The organism is Aromatoleum tolulyticum (genome assembly GCF_900156155.1).
Classification (GTDB): Bacteria; Pseudomonadota; Gammaproteobacteria; order Burkholderiales; family Rhodocyclaceae; genus Aromatoleum; species Aromatoleum tolulyticum.
The window spans coordinates 199,841-219,258 of record NZ_FTMD01000006.1 but is presented as its reverse complement, the minus strand read 5'-3'; the positions used below and the strand labels follow the sequence as shown (position 1 = coordinate 219,258).

Here is a 19,418-nt window from a genome sequence, read left to right as displayed (position 1 = left end):
GATATCTCCAGGTCACCGCACCGCCACCGGTGCCACCCCGTTCTGCACGGCGGCCGTGTAGCCGGCGAACAGCGTGTCGCGCACGGCCGTCCAGGTATAGCGCCGCACCTCGCGAAGCCCGCACTCGACCAATTGCTGGCGGAGCTCCGGCGAGCGCAGCAGACGCGTGACGGCGGACGCCATCGCCGCCGCATCATCGCGCGGCACAAGCAGCGCACTGCGACCGTCTTCGACGATATACGGCACGCCGCCGACCGCGGTGCTCACCACCGGCACACCGCTCGCAAGCGCCTCCAGTACGGAATTCGGCGTGTTGTCGACACGCGATGGATTCAGCATCACATCGGCGTCACGATAGAGCCCGGCCATTTCGTCGCGATCGAGCCGGCCGGTGAAGCACACATGACCTCCCAGGTCCAGTTGGGCAGCCAGGCGCTCGAGTTCGCCCGCCTGGGGTCCCGAGCCGGCCACCGAAAGCCGCGCCTGCGGGTATTCCGCAAGAATCCGCGCAAACGCATGCAGGGCCACGGAAATGCCGTAGATCGGCTCCAGGTTGCGCGCGACCACGATATGTGGGGCGCCAGCCCCCCCTTGCCGTGACGAAGCGGGTTTGAAGCGCGCAAGATCGACGACGTTGGGCACGATATGGGTCGCGACCCCATGACGCGCGAAGATCTCGTGCAGAAAGCCCGACGGCACCAGTACACCACCGGCCCGCAGGAGCGTTGGCCTGACCCAACGCGCCGAGCGCGAGAGAAAATCGCCCGCCTCGCCGCCACGGTAGTTCACCACCACCGGCACGCCGCGCAATGCGGCAACCCATACCGCGGGCGCAGCAAAAAGGTGCCACGACCAGCCCGAATTGGCCATCACGTGCATCAGGTCGGCCCGCCCTGCGGCCGCCCACAGACGCAGCAGGTAGGGCACCAGCCGGAATCCCGCGCGCAGGCCCTTCACGCCGCGAACCCAGGCCGGCTTATAGGGCGCATTCACCTGGACGAGCTCCACATCAAGCCCCTCGGCACGCAACAGTTCCCCCAGCTGGAGGGTCTGGTTCGCGATGCCCCCCGCCGGCGGCGGCAGCGGGCCGATCAGTGCGATGCGCTTGCCCGCCCAGTTCACGCTAACGCCCCGTCGCCTGAGCGAGGGAGTCGCCCAACTCGCCTCCCTTGTCCCGCAGGAATGACGCGAGTGCGGTCTCGGCCACGGTCCGCGCCCCTTCGCCGAGCGACGTATAGATCATGACGGCGGCCGAATCGTCGCCGCGCCCGCGCAAGCGGGCCAGCGTCTGGTAAAACTTCGCGGCGTATTCACTGGTCGTCCAATGTCCGTCGATCCAGTACCAGTGCCAGATCAACAACCGAGTGGCGGCGCCATTGACAATCTCGGTGCTGAGCACATTCACCTCGCGTCCGCCGACCTGCACCGGGAGCTCGCGATGCGCCGCCACGCTCCATTGCCTGTCCTTGTACTTGAGCAGCCGGTTCTCGGAATTGACGAGTTCCTCTCCCGGCCCCTGATTGCGGTAGTAGGCAACGTACAGCCCGATCGGCACATTGCCGTTCGCCCATGATTCGCGCAGTTCATCGCGCATGCCCGAGTAATGCGGCTTCCAGTCGGGCACGCGGTCGCCTGCAACACGCTGCCAGCCTGCACCGGACTGCAGTCCGGCAAGGCTCACCGCCCCTCGCGCACCTTGCGCATTGAGCACGCCGAGCAACGGCGGCCACAACAGCACCAGAGCAACCGCGACGACGGGCAGCGGCGCCACGAACCACGACGACCTGGAGGCGGAGCCGCCGTCCGCAGTGACCGCCGCACGCGGCACCGACGCATCGTAAAATTCATCCTCGCGCCAGCGTGCGCCGGCCCAGAACAAGAGCATCATGACCACCCCGAAGAACACCCAGCCGTAGATGAGGTGATCGAGGCCGGCGGCAATGCGGTTGTCGCTCATGTGCGCGAGCAGGACGATGCCGTAAGCCCTCAGCCAGTTCGCGATGATGGGCAGCACCACCGACAGCGCGACGAAGATCAGGCGCCGGAGCAGCGAGCGGTAGGTAAGATACGCATACAGGCTGCCGACCACCACGGACGCGATCAGGTAGCGCACCCCGCTGCAGCCCTCGACGACCTCCCAGTGTCCGGACGGAATCACCAGGCTGCGCCCCTCCGCGTAAATCGGCACACCCGACAGGCGCAGGCCCCATATGATGAAATCGGTCGTGCGATCCATCATCGTCGGGAACAGGAATTCACCGAAGGGCACGAGGAAGAACAGGAAGCCCAGCGGAAACACCAGCGCCCGCACCACTTGTGTCCCCATCACCGCCCACACCAGCGCGATGATCATGCCGACCAAGGCGAATTGCGACACGCTGGCGACGCTCGCGAGTTCGCCGAGCAGCCACGCGAAACCCGCCGCGGCTGCGGCCGCCATGCCGAGCAGGGAATGGGTCAGCGGCAATCCGCGCAGGCGGGCGCGCTCGCGCCAGATCAGCCAGCCCGTGATCGGTGCGACGAGGTAGCCGTGCGCGAAGGTGTCCGAGCGGTCCCAGATCTCGACCATGGCTGCGAGCGTGTCGCGGTACGTGCCGAGCAGGGCAACGATCCCGATGACCAGCACCGCGAGACGGATTACCGTATCACGCGAAACACCGGCCGCCGGCGCCGCAAGTGCCACGCCGCCGGCCTGCTGCCTCACTTGGTCTTCCGGCGCGCTCATACAGCCCCCGCCAGCCGCGCATAGGGCACGCGATACGCCCCGACGCTGGTACGCCAGTTGCGCTCCGATTCGACGAAGCGCCGTCCTGCGACCCGGTAGTCGCCCCACTGACCCCGCTTGGCCAGCATGTCGACGACAGCCTCGGTGAGCGCCTGCGGATTGCCCGCTCGGAACAGTCGCCCGGTCACGCCATCACGCACGAGTTCCTTGTGGCCGCCGACATCGGAGGCGACGAAAACCCGCCCTTGCGCCATCGCCTCGAGGGGCTTCAGCGGTGTCACCAACTCCGTGAGGCGCATCGAGTGACGCGGGTAGGCCAGCAGGTCGATGAGATCGTAGTAGCGACTCACCTCGTCATGCGGCACGCGGCCGGCGAAAATGACACGGCCGGCGATCCCCAGCCGGTCGGCCTGGGCCTTGAGGCTCGCCTCCTGCGGACCGCCACCGACCAGAAGCACTCGCAGGTCGGGCAGGCGCTGGAGCAGAACGGGCACCGCGTCCAACAGCAGGTCCAGCCCCTCGTAAGCGTAGAACGAACCCACGAAACCGATGACCGTCCTGCCATCCAGCCCGAGACGGGATTTCAGCGCCGCGTCGGGCTCGCCCGAGAGCTGGAAGGATTCGATATCGACCGCGTTGGGAATCACGGTGACGCGCTCGGCGGCGATCCCGCGTCCGACGATGTCGGCGCGCAATCCCTCGCAGATCGTGAACACGTGATCGACCCGCTTCAATGCCCAGGTTTCCAGCGCATGCGTCATGCGATAACGCGGACCCCGCTCGCGTGCCGTGCCATGGTCGACCGCGGCATCCTCCCAGAACGCCCGGATCTCATAGACGACGGGGATGCCCAGCCGACGGCCGGCGCTCAGGGCCGGCAACGCGTTCAGCACCGGCGAGTGCGCGTGGATCACGTCCGGCCGCAGCTTCGTGGCCACCTCGACGATCCGCGTTCGCAACGCCCGCATCAGGGCCGTCTCGCGGAGCACGGGCGTCGTCGCCGAAATGGGCGGCGTGCGGAAGAATCGCAGGCCGTCGACGTCTTCGTCCAGGGCGGCCGTCGCGCCCTGCTTCGGCGACGTCAGGTGGAAGGTCTCCCATCCCAGCGCACGCTGCTCGCGCAGGATCGCCGCGGAGCGGAAGGTATAGCCGCTATGCAAGGGGATCGAATGATCGAAGACGTGCAGGATTTTCATCGCTCAGGTCACCACCCAGGCCGCCACTCAGACCGCCACTCTCGACGCTTCGACCGACCCGGCGAGGGCGCCGCTCTGGCGGACAAAGGACTCGAACATCAACAGCGTCCACAGCGGCGCGCTGTAGTCGCGGGCGCCCGACTGATGGGCGTCGACGAGATGGCGCAGCGTATCGGCATTGAACAGCCCGGTGGACGCAAGCGTCCCGCCCAGCATCGCCTCCCGCACCCGGGCCTTCAGCGGCCCGCGGAACCAGCGCGCGAGCGGCACGGCAAAACCCATCTTCGGCCGGTACAGCACCTCGTGCGGCAGCAGCGGTTCCATCGCCTTCTTGAACAGATACTTGCCCTCGTTGCCCTTCACCTTGAGGCAGGAGGGCAGCGTCGCGAGCCATTCGACCAGCGGGTGATCCATCAGCGGCTCGCGTACCTCCAGCGAATGCGCCATGCTCGCGCGATCGACCTTGGTGTTGATGTCGCCGACGAGGTAGGTTTTCAGGTCGAGGTACTGGACGAGCGCCAGCGGATCGTCCGTCCCTGCGTTGGCCGCGTGCCGGCGAAACACGTCGAGCGCGTTGTAGCCGCCGAGCTGTGCCTTGAAGGTGCTCGAGTAGAGTTGCCGGCGCAGGTCATCGCGCAGAATCGATACCGAATGGAAATACGCCTGCACCGAATCACGCGCCAGCGCCTGGAAGGTCGTCTTCGCGCGCAGCACGCGCGGCGCCCAGTCGGCCTTCGGATACAGCCGCCCGAGCACGCCGAACATCGGCCGGCGCACCCCGAGCGGCAGGCTCGCGCGCAGCTTCTCCTCCATCATGTGCAGGCGGTAACGCCGATAACCACCGAAACTCTCGTCGCCGCCGTCGCCCGACAGCGCCACGGTCACTTTCCTGCGCGCGAGCTGGCACACGCGCCAGGTCGGGATCGCGGAGCTGTCGGCATAGGGCTCGTCATACAGCACCGCGAGCTTGTCGATCAGCTCGAAATCGTCGGACTGCACCGTTTCGACGTAGTGGTTCGTCCGATAGCGCCCGGCCACCTGCTGCGCAAAGGCGGCCTCGTCGAAGGCCGGATCGTCGAAGGCGATCGAGCACGTATTGACCGGATCGCCGCTCAGACCTGCCATCGTCGCCACCACAGCGCTCGAATCCACGCCGCCGGACAGGAAGGCGCCGAGCGGGACTTCCGCGATCATGCGCAGGCGGACCGACTCGCGCAGGCGTTCGGTCAGCTCCGCGGCCGCGTCGGCCAGCCCGATCGGGTTGTCGAGCGTGAACCGCACGTCCCAGTAGCTCTTCGGCGCCGGCACCGCTTCGCCGCGACGGACTGTCAGCGTTTCGGCGGGCCCGAGCTTTCTGGCACCGACGAAGATCGTGCGCGGCTCGGCGACATAGCCGAGCGCGAAATACTCCTCGACCGCGCACGGATCGATGCGCCGGTCCAGGGCCGGATGCTGCATCAGCACTTTCAGCTCGGAACCGAAGGCCAGCGAGCCATCCGGCAGCAGCGCGTAATACAGCGGTTTGACGCCAAGACGGTCACGCGCGAGGAACAGCGTCTCGCGCTTGCGATCCCACAACCCGAACGCAAACATTCCGCGGAAGCGGCGCACGCAGTCCTCGCCCCACTCCTCCCACGCGTGCACGATGACCTCGGTATCGCTGCGGGTGTGGAAACGGTGACCGCAGCGCTCCAGTTCGGGCACCAGTTCCTGGTAGTTGTAGATCTCGCCGTTGAAGACGACTGCGACGGAACCATCCTCGTTGAAAAGCGGCTGCTGGCCCGTGGACAGGTCGATGATCGACAACCGCCGATGGGCGAGCGCGACACCCGGCTCGAAATGCACCCCGCCTTCGTCCGGCCCGCGATGAAACTGGACGTCGTTCATGCGCTGCACGAGATCGCGCGGAAATTCCCGCTTGTCACGCGTGTGGAACAGCCCGGCGATTCCGCACATCCACGTTTCTCCCGCTTCAGGTCGCCGGCACCGGACGCCCCGCCGCACTCAACAAGGACTCGTACAGCTGCGCATAGCGCGCAACCATGCCGTCGATGCTGAACTCCGCCTCGGCGCGCTTCCGCGCCGCCTGCCCATGCTGCTGCATCATCCGGCCGTCCTCGACGTAGCGCGCCAGCGCATCGGCCAGCGCAGCACTGTCTCCGGCCGGGACGAGCATTCCCGTTTCGCCCTCGATCACCAGTTCTGCATTCCCGCCCACTCGCGTCGCAATCACCGGCAGACCACAGGCCATCGCTTCCAGAATGGTGTTGGAGATGCCCTCCGCCCGCGACGGCAGCACGAACACATCCAGCGCCCGCATCGCCTCCGGCACGTCGCGCCGCTCCCCGGCCAGCCACACGCAAGCGCCAACGCCCTCCCTGGCGATCTCCGCCTCGAGCTCCGCCCGCAGGGAGCCGTCGCCGACGATCATCAGGCGCAAGCGCCGGGCGAGTTGCGGTGCCCGACGGAGCAATTGCACGAACGCGCGCAGCAGGTTCAGCGGATCCTTGATCGGTTCGAGCCTGCCGACCGTGCCGATCACACACAGATCGTCGCCCTCGAACGGCGAGCCCGCCAGCACCTCTCGTCCCCGCACGCCCGGCCTGAATCGCTGCGTATCGACCCCGTTGCAGATGCGGGTCATGCACGCCGCGCCCACTCCGACCGACGCATTCAAATATCGCAGGAGATGGTCGGACAGCGGTATGTAATGGGTCACGAACGGCCGATACAGCCGACGCATCCACTGGAAGCGCCGTCGCGTTCCATCGGGATCGGACACGTCCCAGCCGTGCTCGCCATGCACGCGCACCGGCACCCCCGCTGCCCACGCAGGCACGACGGCTTCCAGCGCGGCGAGGTTGCGCGTATGCACCACCGCGGGCCGCAGCTCGCTGAACAATCGGAACAGCGCGGGGTACAACTTAACGCCGTGCCCTGGCGGTTTGTGCAGCGAAACGAAACGGACGTCGTCGTGCACGACGCGCTGGCAGAATGCCGGGTCGCAGTCGGTCAGCGCGACGACGGCGTGGCGGAAGCGGCTGACCGGCAGCCGGTTGATCAGATTGACGACGCCGTTTTCCAGCCCGCCGACCTGGAAGCGATACACGACATGCACCACCAGCGGCCGCGGGTCGTGGTCAGCGGCGTCCTGCGCGCGCGGTCGCGCGACAGCGGGCTCGCGTGCCGCGTCGAGCAGCGCATCCAGGCGCCCGAGGTGGGCATCCCAACTGTACGCAGCCAGGACGCGGGCACGCGCGCATGTGCCCATTTGCATCGCCCGCTCGGGGTCGCCGAGCAGCGCGGAAATCCGCGCGGCAAACTCGTGGGTCGTCCCGGCGACCTCGAAGTCATGCCCCGGTTCGCCCGCCAGCCCGGTCGCCGAGGATGCCGACACCACCACCGGTCGCGCCATCGCCATCGCCTCCAGCACCTTGTTCTGGATGCCCCGCGCGATCCGCAGCGGTGCTGCCACGACCTGCGCATGCGCGATCCACGGCCGCACGTCGGGCACGCTGCCGGTCACCACTACCGAGGGGCCGGCCAGCGCCAGCACCGCCGGCGCGGGATTCATCCCGACGATGCAGAACCGCAGGTCCGCACGCGACCGCTGCAACAGAGGCAGGATGTCCTGCACGAACCACACCACCGCATCGACGTTGGGCCAATAGTCCATCGCCCCGGTGAACACGACGACCGGCCCGCCGGCGGGATAAGGGTTCGCATGGCCCGCATCGGGCGAGAAGAACTCCGCATCGACCCCGTTCGGCATCGCCACGACCCGACCGGACACTTCCGGTGCGGCCCGCCGGAAGAGATCCGCCTCGGCGTCGGTCACGAAGATGCTGGCATCCGTCGCCGCAGCCACCTCCCGCTCGAACGCCAGCAGCTTCGCCCCCTCCCGCCGATACAACCACGACATCGGCCATGCGCGCGCGCCGGCGTAGTCGGACCACTTCGCGGAATCCACATCGCAGAAGTCCACTACCCGACGGTCGAGCCCGGCGTGATCGAGGTATTGCGCCATCGGCCCGGAAAACGCCACCGCTCGACGGATCCCCTGACTGCGGACAGTTCCATCCACCCAATTCCGCAGGCGCCGGCTACGATAGTAGGGCAGGCTCAACGCCTCCCCGCTCAACAGCCCCCGCAGACTGGCAAGCCGGGTGCGTACGGGCGACAGCGGGATCGCACAGACGTCCGCGCACCACTCGCGGAGGGTTTCGACATGGGGCGCATCCTCGGCACGATCGACAAAGGTTCCTAGATAGACACGATACGATCGCGCCAGATGACGCAGGATGTGGAACGACCGCAGCTTGTCGCCCTTGTTCGGCGGATACGGGATCCGATGCACCAGATACAGCAGCGGCGGGCGGACGTCCATGCTCACCCCAGGTTTCGCACGATATGCGGCCCCAACGCATTCGCAACCCGAAGCGGCAGCCGTCGCCACAGGGCGATCAGGGTCCGGTACTTCGGATTCATCGGGTTGTTCTGCGGCACTGCGTCGCGCTTGTACAAGCGATACTCGTAGGCCAGCGGTTGCGGCTCGAAGCCCCAGTTCTTCTTGAAGCTGTAGGGACCGGTGCCGACCTTGCTGCGACCGAAGTCGAACAAGGTGGCCCCGCGGCTGGCAGCGCGGCGCATCAGCTCCCAGTACTTGAAGTCGTTCGCAGCCAGCTCACGTGCGGCCGATGCATCGCCGGCGTAATAAGGCAGCACTTCATCGCGGAAATAGAAGCTCAGCACGCTGGACATCGGCGTGCCCGCCGCATCCGTGACCGTCAACACCTCGCAGTTCGAACCGAACTCATGCAGCAGTCGCGCAAAAAAGGCCTTCGGCAGCGCCGGCGTGCCATGCCGCAGCACGTTCCCGGCATACAACGGAAAAAAACGCTCCACATCGGCATCGACCCGCGCGACCAGTCCGTTGCGCATCCCCTTGCGCACCATCGCGCGCTGCTTACGGGGGATTGCCGACAGGTTGGCCTCGTCGTCGGGAGCGATCTCCTTGCGGAAAGTCACGTACAAGTCCTGATGCGGCCAGTCTGCATGCCGCCCTCTCAGGTTGCGGTATTCCAGATGCTGCACGCCGAGCCGCCGCGCCAGGTTTTCGGCTTCCCCCTCCAGCGCGGCGACCGCATCGGCGGCCCCCGCCACGCCGCCGTAAGCGCAGAAAGGCAGCGATGCGAGCGCGTGCCCGAAGAGCCGGCTCTTCACCTCGGCCAGCGGCAGGATCGCGACGATTTCGCCGGCCCGTTCGGCGTACAGGAAGTGCGTCCGGTGGCGGAAGACGTCCCGGATGATGTCCTGCCACGCCGCCAGGTGAAAGAAGCTCGCCTCGGGGCACGCGTACACGAACGCGTCCCAGCGCCGACGGTCGGTGTCGTCGAGGCGCTTGACCAGCAAGGGCGGACGGTCCATCGCGCTGGCCCTCCCCGGCGGGGTCACAAATCCGCAAAAACCCGATCGGCACGCCCCCAGGCGAAGTCGCGCAGGAGGCAGCGCAGGCGCCCCTCCGTCCGCTCGAGATTCACGTAGTGACGAAATCGCGTCTTCATCGACGCCCTGCTCACCCGCGGCTGCTCCGGATCGATCTCCCAGGGATGAAAATAGAAGATCGCCGCGCGCGCATCGTCGCGATTCACCTTGGCAATCTGCCAGCGCGAAACGGCATAGGGCAGCAGCCGGAAGAAGCCCCCGCCGCCGGCCGGCCAGTTGCGCCCCATCCAGCGCATCGTGGTGACCGGCACCTCCAGCAATCCGCTTTCCAGCCGGTACGGAAAGCGGGGCGCGTCAGGCATGCCGTAATGGTCGTGCTGCACCGGGTACACGCTGGAACTGTAGGCATAGCCGGCCTCGGCGATGCAATCGTGCGCCCACAGGTTGGCCTTGCCGATGGAAAAACTCGGCGCGCGATACCCGGCCACCGATTCGCCCCCGATATCCTCCAGTACCGCCTTCGCCAGCACGATGTCGGCCAGGAAACGATCGCGCGGCTGCGCGCTTGCGCGCTCGTGCTCGTAGCCGTGACTGGCGATCTCGTGACCCTGCGCAACAATCAGGCGAACCAGTTGGGGGTAACGCTCCGCAACCCAGCCCAGCACGAAGAACGTCGCGCGTGCGTCATGGTCGTCGAGCAACTGGAGGATCAGATTCACGTTCCGCTCCACCCGACACGGCACCTGCTCCCACTCGGCGCGCGGAAAATGGGGCGCGAGCGCGGATACCTGGAAGTAATCCTCCACGTCTATGGTCAGCGCGTTGACGATCCGCTCGCCCATGTCACTCGCCCCCCGAAGACTCCCGCGCACTCAACCACGCGGCGAGGTGGGCGGCGATGCGCTCGGCAGCACGGCCATCCCAGTACTCCGGCACGCGACCGCGCCTGCCGCCGCCCTCGAGCACCGCGTCGGCAGCGTCACGCAAGGCCGCGGGATCGACTCCCACCAGCGTGTTCGTTCCTTGCTCCACCGTGATCGGCCGCTCGGTATTCTCGCGAATCGTCAGGCAGGGCACGCCCAGCGCGGTGGTCTCCTCCTGGATCCCGCCCGAATCGGTCAGCACCATCGTCGCCCCGGCCATCAGGCCGAGCATTTCCAGATACCCCTGCGGCGGCAACACCAGGAAGCCCGGCGCATCGAGTTTGTCCAGCATCCCGAACCGCTCGAGATTCGCGCGAGTACGCGGATGCAGCGCAAAAACCAGCGGCAGGCGCCTGCTGATCGTCCGCAGCGCATCGACGATCGGCCCGAGCGTGTCCGGATGATCCACGTTCGACGGCCGGTGCAGCGTCACGACCCCGTATCCCCGCCGCAGCCGCTCCATCCCGAATCCCGCCGTCGTCATGAGATCGGACGCCGAAGGCGCCTTCGACAGGTTCGCAAGCAGGCTGTCGATCATCACGTTACCGACGAACACGACCCGCTCAGGCGCAATCCCCTCGCGTACCAGATTGGCGTGGGCGCTGCGCTCCGTCGTGTAGAGAACGTCCGCGATCTGGTCGGTCAGGACGCGATTGATCTCCTCCGGCATCGTCCGGTCGTAGCTGCGCAGGCCGGACTCCACGTGCACGACGGGAATTCCCCGCTTCGACGCGACCAACGCGCAGGCGAGCGTCGAGTTCACATCCCCTACCACGAGGACCGCCCGTGCGCCATGCTCGTCAATCACCGGCTCGAAGCGTTTCATCACCTCCGCCGTCTGCACCGCATGGCTAGCCGACCCGACACCAAGATTCACGTCCGGCGGCGGCAGTTCGAGGTCCGCGAACAGGCGGTCGCTCATCGCCACGTCGTAGTGCTGCCCCGTGTGTACCAGCAGGACGGGCACCACGGGCTCATGCGCCTTGAAAGCCCGGATGATCGGCGCCATTTTCATATAGTTCGGTCGCGCGCCGACCACGCAGATCACGGGGCGAAGGGAAGTCTTAATGCCCACCGGGCGCCCCGCCTTCGTCGTCGCGGCGAACGGCCTGAAGAAGCTGGTTCAGCACGTCCAGCGTCGCCGCCATCGATTGCTCCAGACCGGCGATGCGCGCCTCGATGCGCTGCACGTCGAAGTTCGCCGCCATCCCGCTCGCGCGGTCGGCAAGCGCCCCCGGAACCTGCAAGCGCCGCGGATCGATCGCGCCCACGGCATGGGACGCATGCCCGCTGCCGTTGGGCCCTCGGGGCGCCGTTGCGTGGGGGCGCGGCGTGGCGAATTCGTCCTTCAATTCACCCACCACCTCCTGCACGTCCGCTTCAACGATCGTGTGCCGGTCCGCGATGAAGGCTGCAAGCATCAGGCGGTCGCACAGCGAATTGATGCGGCGCGGAATGCCGTCCGTATTGGCGTAGATGAGCGCGAATGCGGCATCGTCGAAGCTGGGGTTGCTCTGCCAGCCGACATGGTGAAGCCGGTGCTCGATATAGGCGCGTGTTTCGGCTGCATCCATCGGCCCCAGGTGATACGACGCAATCACCCGCTGACGCAGCTGCTGCATCTGCGGCCCCTGCATGATGTCGCGGAATTCGGGCTGCCCGACCAGGAAGCTCTGCAGAAGGGCATGGTCTTCGAGCTGGAAGTTCGACAACATCCGGAGTTCTTCCACCGCCAGCGGGCTCAGATTCTGCGCCTCGTCGACAATCAGCAGCGCACGCTTGCCCCTCGCGGCGAGGGACACGAAGAAGGTCTCGAGGGCCAGCAGCAACCCCGCCTTGTCGAGCCCACGGCTTGGCACGCTGAACGCCGCCGCAACCATGCGCAGGATGTCATTCTCGTCGACCTGCGTGCTCACCAGATTCGCCGCGACCACCTTGTCGGGGTCCAGATGCTCGAGCAGGCTGCGCACCAGCGTCGTCTTGCCCGCCCCGATCTCGCCAGTGACGACGATGAACCCTTCGTTCTGGTGCAGGCCGTATTCCAGGTAGGCCATCGCCCGCTTATGCCCGCGGCTGCCGAAGAAGAACGCGGGATCGGGATTCAGCTGAAAGGGCTTGGCGCGCAGCCGGAAATAGGATTCGTACATTCCAATTCTGCTCAGAAGTTCATCGAAATCGTGGCCGTGATCACGTTCTCGATGAAATCGCTCAAGCCTTCCGAGCGCTGGTAGCGGTAGCTCAACCCGCCCGTGGTGTTCGGCCCGAGCTGCTTCGACAGCGCAAGACTGAAGGCTGTCCGTTCGGTCTCGGAGTCATCTGTTCCGCGTCCAGTCGAGCGCGAGCGTGTCAGACTCGCGCTCAGCGATGTCTGCGGCGCGAGCCGGTGACTCAGCGCAACCGTCGCAGAGCGCGTCTTCACGTTGTCCAATCGCGCGAAATCGTCTTGCGGGTTCCCCGTCACCTCCGCTCCGAGGCGACTGCGCTCGGACTGCTGCAGCGACAAGGTCAGCACGTTGCGGACCCCGATCAGGGACACGCTCCCGGTCAGGTTGCGCGTCAAGAAACGGGCATTCGACAGGAACATGTCGCGCGCACCGATAGCCGGGTAGCCCAGAAGCCGGCGGACCACGGCTTCACGCAGCAAAGGATCGGGGATCGCGCGCTCGAGCGCATCGTAAAGCTGACGAAACTCGGGGTCCCGGAATACGTCGGCGCCCAGCAATTCGAGCGAGGAGGAAATGTCGCGCGAATACGAAAGATTCCAGTTCGACAGCGCATGGCGGTGATTGAAGCGGAAGTCGTAGCCGCGACCGAAGACGCGCTTCTCCGTCGTACCCGAAATCGTCGTGCGCTCAGTCGGATTCCAGTCGAAGCCGCCCCCCACGATAGAGCTGCTGTCGTCGGAGGCGGTATCGTAATCATTCCGCTCGTGGCCGACGATTCCGCGCAACCTGAATTGCGGCGTCACCGTCACGAACAGGGTTCCTCGCACACTTTCTTCCGACGAGCTCCCGGTCGTCCCAGCACGCCCCGAGTCGCTGTCCGAACGGCTGTACGACACTCCCCAGCCGATACGCCCGAACTGCACCGGATTAGCGACCTGCGCGTTCAGATCCGATTCCCGGCGGTCACCCAGCCCCCCGCCTCCGCTCATCCAGCGCGTCATGTAACTGGCCGTGCCGCTCGTTTCCGGCCCCAGCCTGAAGTTCAACCGAGGTCCGATACCGAACATGCGCGTTTCGTTGTCGCTCGAGATATCCTGCGAATCGCCCGCGGCACGGCCAAAAAACGCCGAACGGTTACTCCTGCTCATCGAGGCGTCCATGTCGATGAACAAGGTCTTTTCCACCGCTTCGAATTGCCCATGCCCGTTGAGCACCAGGAAGGTGTCGTTGCGATCCGATTCCCTCATGTACGCGATATTGCGCACCATCGCGTTCAGATTGCCCCGCAAGCGTCCGCTATTGCGCAGCACGGACACCCCGGGCGCCACCTCCAGGCTCAGGTCGCCGTCCCCGCCTCGCGCATCGGCTCCGACGTTGTCCGAGTACGTCACCGTCGCGCTGACGTAAGGCCGTATCAGGCTCTGGGCATCCGCCGTATCCGGCGCGGAAATCGCCGCCAACGCCAATCCGACGCAAATGGCCTTGAGGACCGGATTGAGCTCAGGCAACTGCATCCGGGTGCGCGTCGGAGCCATGAGTCCGTCCGTATCCGTAGCCGTAGCCGTATCCATAGCCGTAAATGCCACTTCGCCCCCCCTCCGTCGCCTTGTTCAGGACGAGGAGCTTCACCGGGCAATTCTCGATGGTGGCCAAGGCCTGCATGAGAGCACCGTGCGTCGTTCGACCGGATTCGACCACCACAACCACCTGCCCCATGTGGGAGGCGAGAACTCTGGCCTCGGTGGTGGACAACAAGGGTGGAGAATCGAACACGATGATTCGTTCCGCATACCTCGTTGCCATTTCCTCCAGCATGCGCGTCATCGCATCCGACGCGATAAGCTCCGTCGAACGCTGATGCGTCATGCCGGCCGGCAGGATCGTCAATTTCTCCACGTTCGTGCGCAGCATGACTTCCGCAAGGTCCGACACATCCCCTACGAGCACATCCATGAGCCCCTTGCGCGGGGGAAGCCCCAAGCGCTGCAGGATCGACGGACGGGCGAAATCGGCATCCACGAGCAGCACCGTATTGTCGAGCTCCATCGCGATGCTCATCGCGAGATTCATGGCCGTGAACGACTTGCCTTCTCCCGGCAACGCACTCGTGACCATGATCAGATTGCCATTCTCGATCGGCGCAGCGCCCCGCCCTTGAGCGTTGCGTATCAGCGGGCGCTTCACGACCCGATACTCTTCCGCAATCACGGATTGCGGCTGACCGGGAGTGACCATCCCCAGCTGCTTGAGTCGAGCGAGATCGAGCACCACCGCGTTCGCCGCACCAACACCGTCCCCGCTGCTATCGGGGCGCGAGCCCCCGGCCTGGTGTGCGCGCGCAGCCATCGGCTCCGGGGTCGCCGCAGCACCAGCCGGGTCTGCGCCAACATGGGGCTCCTGCACGGAGCGCGCCTCCACGGGCGTATCCGTCCCGGCAAGCTCCTGCTCTGCCCGCTTCAGCTGGTCGAGCCGTTCGACCGCTTTTTCGATCAGACTCATGAAACGATCTCCCTGATGCGGCTCACGTCTGCAGCCACTTGAGCAGCACGGTCATCGCCCCGACCGCAACGGCGAAACTCGCGACCCCCCCGCTGAACAACATCATCCGGCGCCGGTCGGCCTTTTCCTTGGCAGGATCGGGCAAGAGGGAAATCACCCCCAGCACGGGCAGCCCGGTCACTTCACGCAAGCCACGGGGCTCGATGAAAGCTGGACGGAGCTGCGCGATCAGGAACGTCACGGCGATGCCGGCAGCCAGGGCCAGGAGACCGGCAAGCGGCATCAACAAGAGCCGGTTGGGCGCAGCCGGCGTGTGCGGCAGCGTGGGCGGATCGATCACGCGGAACTCGGTAATCCCCCCCTGGGCACTCATCTCGACAGACATGGTGGCCGATTCACGCCGCTGCACGAGCGACTCATAATTTTGCCGATGAACGTTATAGTCCCGGTTCAACTGGGTCTGCTCCGCCTCGATCTTCGGCAACAATTCCTGCTGCGAGCGCAACTGTGCCAGCCTCGAATTCAACTCGGCGAGGCGGGCTCGCAGTGACGCCACCCTGGCGTCCGCTTCCGAAAGGGCCATCTTCAGTTGCTGGAAAACGGGATTGGCACCGGGAGCCGCCCCCTGGCCGCCCCCGGACTTGCGCATGGTTTCAATTTCCTGCTTTTTTTCCGTTTCAAGCTGCGCGATGACCCGTCGCACCCCGACCACGTCCGGATGCTCGTTCGTGTAGCGCAGCATCATCTCGTCCAGATTCTTTTTCAGCACCGCCAGGCGTGCATCCACATCCGGGACCGACACCATCGACGGATCCGGCGGATCGGCGCGCAGCATCGGATCCTCGACCCCCAGTTGGCGCTCGAGCGAACCACGCGAATTCTCGGCCTCCTTCAGCTCGAGCTCGGTATCGTTCAGCCGGTTCATCAGTTCCGCGATCTGCGAGACGTAATCCCTTCCCCCATCGCCAAGCAGGGCCATGTTCCGCAAACGAAAATCCTTGAGCCGATTTTCCGCCTCGGTCAGCTTTTCCTCATAGTTTCCGATCTGCTCGTCAATGAAGCGACGGGCCGAACTCGAGTCCTGCTGCTTTCCCACGAGGCCCGACTCGACAAACAGCGACACCAGCGCCTGTACGACCCGCTGTGCGCGTTCCGGCACCCTATCGCGATAGGCCAGCGTAAATAGGTTGTCCCGCCCCGTACCGCGAATTTCCAGATCGCTCATCAAGGACGTGATCAACGATTCACGCTCGGTCGGCGTACGTGTCGTGATATCCAGATCGGCCATGGAGATCAACTTCTCGACATTCGGCCGCGTGATCAGCGTGCGACTCAGGATCGCCACTTGCTGATCCACGTTGGGCTGCACGGCAAGACCGGACATCAGGGGGCGCAGAACAGACTGCGTATCAACGAAGATGCGGGCAGAAGACTCGAAGCGGTCGGGGATCGAATACACCACAAATCCACCCACGACACCGACCACCCACGTCACGGCAAGGCCCCACCAACGGAAACGCCACATTCCGCGCAGGTAGCCGTACAACCGGGTCAGGAGTTCTTCCATGAATCTACCTGTAAGTTCGCGCGATCAGGGCCACACGGGTACCGGGCGCCCCCGCAACGGATCAGAACCAGCTCTGCGGGATGATCAGGACGTCCCCCGGACGCATCTCGACGTTGGCGGAAACATCTCCACGTTTCACGAGATCCTTCAGGCGGACGCTGTACTGTTTGTTCCCCTCGGCCGTGCGCAGGATCGTCGCGGCGTTGCCGTCAGCGAATTCGGTGACTCCGCCGACCTTGATCATCACGTCGAGCAGGGTCATCTTCTGCTGATAGGGCAGCGTCTGCGGTTGCGCCGCTTCACCCACGACGCGGATCTGCTCGCTGTACGGCCCGATGAAGGACGTCACGATCACGGTGACGACCGGCTCGCGGATGAACTTCGAAAGCGCCTTCTCGATATCGCGGGCCAAGGTCGACGCATCCTTGCCCAAGGCCGGAAGGTCTTCGACCAGCGGAGTCGTGATCTTCCCGTCCGGACGCACCGGAACGGACATCGAAAGCTCGGGGTTCCGCCACACAACGATGTTTATAGCATCGCCCGGCCCGATCACGTAATTGTATTCAGCTTCTGCGGCACCGGCCGGCGCCGGCGGATACGCGGATGTGGCGCAACCGGCCAGCACCCCGAGGAGCAGCGACAGCAAACACAGATTGCGGATCCGCGCCCCCAACTTCGATGCACCGAAACTCATGACTGAAGTCTCCCACGTTCGTCGGCGTCGAATAAGCACAGCGAGCCTTCGCACATGCTAGGTGACTTCGGGTGCGTTCCAACAGGAACAATTACACAACCGCTTACAGCACCTCAACCGCCTCGCCGTTAAAGTCCGCACACTCCGGGACAGATAGTGTCCTGCCGCGTATTGACACGTCAGAATTTTCACGGAACCGATGAATAGCGCAGCCAGCATTCATGAAGCGCGCCCGCAGAGCGCACGCATTCCGAGCGGGCCGATGCACGCCCGCCGCGGCCTGCGCGGAGAAATCCTCCACCCGGAGTTCGCCCTGCGGCGCAATGGCTACCATCTGCGGATCGCCCCCGCTCACGGCCCCCTGCGTGCGGACGTCGACCGTCTGATTCACCGGATGTACTCGTGGCGCGGACTGACACCGTACCAGGGGCACGAAATCACGGGGCAACCAATCCAGACAACTTTGGTTGCCTGCAAGGGCGATCGACCGTTCGGAACACTTACGGTGGGCATGGACGTCGGCGGCGGCCTTCTCGCCGATACCCTCTACCGCTCGGAGATCGACTCGACGCGACGTCAGGGCGGACAGGTGTGCGAAGTGACGCGGCTCGCGATGGATCCCGAGCACAGCACCGCGGAAGCGATGGCGGCGATCTTCCACCTCGGTTTCATCATCGCCCGCCTCGTGCATGGCATGACCGACAGTTTCATCGAGGTACACCCGCGCCATACCTCGTACTACCGTCGCACGCTGGGTTACCGCATCGCAGGCCCGCATCTCACCTGCCCCCGCGTCGGCGCACCCGCTGTCCTCATGCATCTGCCGCTATCGCATGCCGAACAGCAAGCCCTGCGCTACGGCGGCAGCGCTCAAACGCACAGCCGAAACTTGTATCAGCTGTTCCTCTCACCGTCGGAACAGCGCACCGTCCTGAACTCGCTGCACCGCCCGCACGCATAACGGAAGCGTGGCCCGGGCGGCGGCATAGCTGCGCCGCGAACTGCGTCCGGAAAATGAAACGGGCGCCGAAGCGCCCGTTGCGGTCACACGATCCGGGAAGGATCAAAAGTTGTGACGCAGGCCGACGCCGACCGAGGTGTTATCCAGGCCCAGTCCCGTACCCGACAGGAAGCTGTATGCGCCGCCGCCGTCATACGCGCCGCCGTTGTCGATCGACACCTTCTGCTTGTCGTTGTCGATCTTGGTCCACTGCGCGTAGACCTTGGTGCGCTTCGACAGGTTGTAGTTGTAGGCCAGCGTGAGCTGCCGGGCACCGGTGTCATCGGTGCTGCTCCAATCCTGCGCGACGCCGTAGTTCACGTGGAACTCGTTGGCACCGACCGGCACCATCACCGCGACGCGATAGTAATTGCGGTCGTGATCACCCGTCAGGCCCGTGATGTCCTGCAGAGCGCCATTCTCCGACTTGTTGCGCTCGGCCAGAGCGCCCACAACAACCGCCTTGAAGTCATACACGGCGGCCAGCGCAAGCATGCTGTCCTTGCTCTTGCCGTCGTCGAAGTTGTAGAAGCGGTTCGTCTGCGCGTAGCCGAAGCCGACGTGCAGCGGACCGTTGTCGTAGCTCAGCGTGGCCGAGTAGTGCGTCGGGCGGTCGTTGCGCGTCGCGGTGTCGGTCGCCTGCTCGTTCAGGGCCGAATACTGGGCCTCGAAGGTGAAGCCGCCACCGAACGTCGGGCTGGCGTAGCTGACGGAGTTGCGAACGAAGAAGTTGTCCGGATCGAACGCCTGATACCACAGGAAGGCATCCGACGAGTTGCCGGTGTCGTGGTTGTGCATCCCCAGGTAGTCGTGCGTCGCGTAGTACAGCGGGCTGGTGATGTAGCCCAGCTTGACGGTACCCAGGTTGCTCTTCAGGCCGACGAAGGTATCACGGCTGGCGAGATTGCCGCCGCCGGAGTCGGAACGGAAGCCGCTTTCGACCTGGAACAGCGCGGACATGCCGTTACCCAGATCCTCGTTGCCGCGGAAGCCGATACGGGACGAGTTATTGACTACTTGAGTGACGCTCTTCTCGCCCTGGATCTTGGTCTGTTCCAGCGAGGTATTCACGCGACCGTAAACGGTCACGTTCGTTTGCGCCTGAGCGGCGCCGGCGACACCGATGGCGGCCAGCGCGATGGCCAGCGTCTTGACGTTCAGCATTGATTCGACTCCCCACTTGTAATGGATTAATTGTCGGCAT

Annotated in this window: 15 protein-coding genes; 1 reads left to right on the top strand and 14 read right to left on the bottom strand. The window is 65.2% G+C overall.

Annotated elements, in window-relative coordinates:
* Window positions 1–12: 12 nt before the first annotated feature.
* The 13 genes from BW991_RS11175 to BW991_RS11110 form a co-directional block, all read right to left on the bottom strand.
* Entirely contained in the window at window positions 13–1,122 is a 1,110-nt protein-coding gene (locus BW991_RS11175) for a glycosyltransferase family 4 protein (protein WP_076602186.1), read from the bottom strand.
* 1 nt (window position 1,123) lies between these two features.
* Window positions 1,124–2,704, bottom strand: coding sequence for an exosortase A (xrtA, locus tag BW991_RS11170; protein ID WP_244551668.1), 1,581 nt, complete (start codon window positions 2,702–2,704; stop codon window positions 1,124–1,126).
* 17 nt (window positions 2,705–2,721) lie between these two features.
* Complete coding sequence (locus BW991_RS11165; RefSeq protein WP_076602184.1) at window positions 2,722–3,921, bottom strand: TIGR04063 family PEP-CTERM/XrtA system glycosyltransferase; 1,200 nt, start codon at window positions 3,919–3,921, stop codon at window positions 2,722–2,724.
* Between the two features lie 27 nt (window positions 3,922–3,948).
* A complete protein-coding gene (locus tag BW991_RS11160; RefSeq protein WP_076602183.1) occupies window positions 3,949–5,877 on the bottom strand; it encodes an XrtA/PEP-CTERM system amidotransferase in 1,929 nt (642 codons plus the stop codon).
* A gap of 16 nt (window positions 5,878–5,893) precedes the next feature.
* Entirely contained in the window at window positions 5,894–8,308 is a 2,415-nt protein-coding gene (locus tag BW991_RS24430; protein ID WP_084205056.1) for a TIGR03087 family PEP-CTERM/XrtA system glycosyltransferase, read from the bottom strand.
* A 2-nt stretch (window positions 8,309–8,310) separates the two neighbouring features.
* Complete coding sequence (locus BW991_RS11145; protein ID WP_076602182.1) at window positions 8,311–9,348, bottom strand: FemAB family XrtA/PEP-CTERM system-associated protein; 1,038 nt, start codon at window positions 9,346–9,348, stop codon at window positions 8,311–8,313.
* Window positions 9,349–9,371: 23 nt separating this feature from the next.
* Complete coding sequence (locus BW991_RS11140; protein ID WP_076602181.1) at window positions 9,372–10,208, bottom strand: XrtA system polysaccharide deacetylase; 837 nt, start codon at window positions 10,206–10,208, stop codon at window positions 9,372–9,374.
* A 1-nt stretch (window position 10,209) separates the two neighbouring features.
* Window positions 10,210–11,298, bottom strand: a complete 1,089-nt coding sequence (gene wecB / locus BW991_RS11135) for a non-hydrolyzing UDP-N-acetylglucosamine 2-epimerase (protein ID WP_244551667.1) — start codon at window positions 11,296–11,298, stop codon at window positions 10,210–10,212.
* A 55-nt stretch (window positions 11,299–11,353) separates the two neighbouring features.
* The gene (locus tag BW991_RS11130; protein ID WP_076602179.1) at window positions 11,354–12,436 is read right to left on the bottom strand and encodes an XrtA/PEP-CTERM system-associated ATPase; all 1,083 of its coding nucleotides are present in this window, start codon (window positions 12,434–12,436) and stop codon (window positions 11,354–11,356) included.
* A gap of 11 nt (window positions 12,437–12,447) precedes the next feature.
* Window positions 12,448–13,989, bottom strand: a complete 1,542-nt coding sequence (locus BW991_RS11125) for a TIGR03016 family PEP-CTERM system-associated outer membrane protein (RefSeq protein WP_076602178.1) — start codon at window positions 13,987–13,989, stop codon at window positions 12,448–12,450.
* Window positions 13,955–14,953 (bottom strand): XrtA-associated tyrosine autokinase, encoded by a 999-nt coding sequence (locus BW991_RS11120; protein ID WP_076602177.1) that lies wholly within the window; start codon window positions 14,951–14,953, stop codon window positions 13,955–13,957. The genes BW991_RS11125 and BW991_RS11120 overlap by 35 nt, the downstream gene beginning before the upstream one ends.
* A 22-nt stretch (window positions 14,954–14,975) precedes the next feature.
* Window positions 14,976–16,520: an XrtA system polysaccharide chain length determinant gene (locus tag BW991_RS11115; protein ID WP_076602176.1), complete on the bottom strand. Its 1,545-nt coding sequence runs from the start codon at window positions 16,518–16,520 to the stop codon at window positions 14,976–14,978.
* A gap of 61 nt (window positions 16,521–16,581) precedes the next feature.
* A complete protein-coding gene (locus BW991_RS11110; RefSeq protein WP_076602175.1) occupies window positions 16,582–17,214 on the bottom strand; it encodes an XrtA/PEP-CTERM system exopolysaccharide export protein in 633 nt (210 codons plus the stop codon).
* Between the two features lie 262 nt (window positions 17,215–17,476).
* Here BW991_RS11110 and BW991_RS23670 point away from each other — a divergent pair, with 262 nt between their 5' ends.
* Window positions 17,477–18,175: an N-acyl amino acid synthase FeeM domain-containing protein gene (locus BW991_RS23670; protein WP_139335920.1), complete on the top strand. Its 699-nt coding sequence runs from the start codon at window positions 17,477–17,479 to the stop codon at window positions 18,173–18,175.
* A 102-nt stretch (window positions 18,176–18,277) separates the two neighbouring features.
* Here BW991_RS23670 and BW991_RS11100 read toward each other — a convergent pair whose 3' ends face one another.
* Entirely contained in the window at window positions 18,278–19,378 is a 1,101-nt protein-coding gene (locus BW991_RS11100) for a porin (RefSeq protein WP_076602174.1), read from the bottom strand.
* Between the last annotated feature and the right edge of the window lie 40 nt (window positions 19,379–19,418).

Excerpts from the sequence above, each read along its gene's own strand:
- BW991_RS11165 (WP_076602184.1), bottom strand. The coding sequence starts at position 3,921 with ATGAAAATCCTGCACGTCTTCGATCATTCGATCCCCTTGCATAGCGGC.
- BW991_RS11160 (WP_076602183.1), bottom strand. The coding sequence starts at position 5,877 with ATGTGCGGAATCGCCGGGCTGTTCCACACGCGTGACAAGCGGGAATTT.
- BW991_RS24430 (WP_084205056.1), bottom strand. The coding sequence starts at position 8,308 with ATGGACGTCCGCCCGCCGCTGCTGTATCTGGTGCATCGGATCCCGTAT.
- BW991_RS11145 (WP_076602182.1), bottom strand. The coding sequence starts at position 9,348 with ATGGACCGTCCGCCCTTGCTGGTCAAGCGCCTCGACGACACCGACCGT.
- BW991_RS11140 (WP_076602181.1), bottom strand. The coding sequence starts at position 10,208 with ATGGGCGAGCGGATCGTCAACGCGCTGACCATAGACGTGGAGGATTAC.
- wecB (WP_244551667.1), bottom strand. The coding sequence starts at position 11,298 with ATGGCGCCGATCATCCGGGCTTTCAAGGCGCATGAGCCCGTGGTGCCC.
- BW991_RS11130 (WP_076602179.1), bottom strand. The coding sequence starts at position 12,436 with ATGTACGAATCCTATTTCCGGCTGCGCGCCAAGCCCTTTCAGCTGAAT.
- BW991_RS11125 (WP_076602178.1), bottom strand. The coding sequence starts at position 13,989 with ATGGCTCCGACGCGCACCCGGATGCAGTTGCCTGAGCTCAATCCGGTC.
- BW991_RS11120 (WP_076602177.1), bottom strand. The coding sequence starts at position 14,953 with ATGAGTCTGATCGAAAAAGCGGTCGAACGGCTCGACCAGCTGAAGCGG.
- BW991_RS11115 (WP_076602176.1), bottom strand. The coding sequence starts at position 16,520 with ATGGAAGAACTCCTGACCCGGTTGTACGGCTACCTGCGCGGAATGTGG.
- BW991_RS11110 (WP_076602175.1), bottom strand. The coding sequence starts at position 17,214 with ATGAGTTTCGGTGCATCGAAGTTGGGGGCGCGGATCCGCAATCTGTGT.
- BW991_RS23670 (WP_139335920.1), top strand. The coding sequence starts at position 17,477 with ATGCACGCCCGCCGCGGCCTGCGCGGAGAAATCCTCCACCCGGAGTTC.
- BW991_RS11100 (WP_076602174.1), bottom strand. The coding sequence starts at position 19,378 with ATGCTGAACGTCAAGACGCTGGCCATCGCGCTGGCCGCCATCGGTGTC.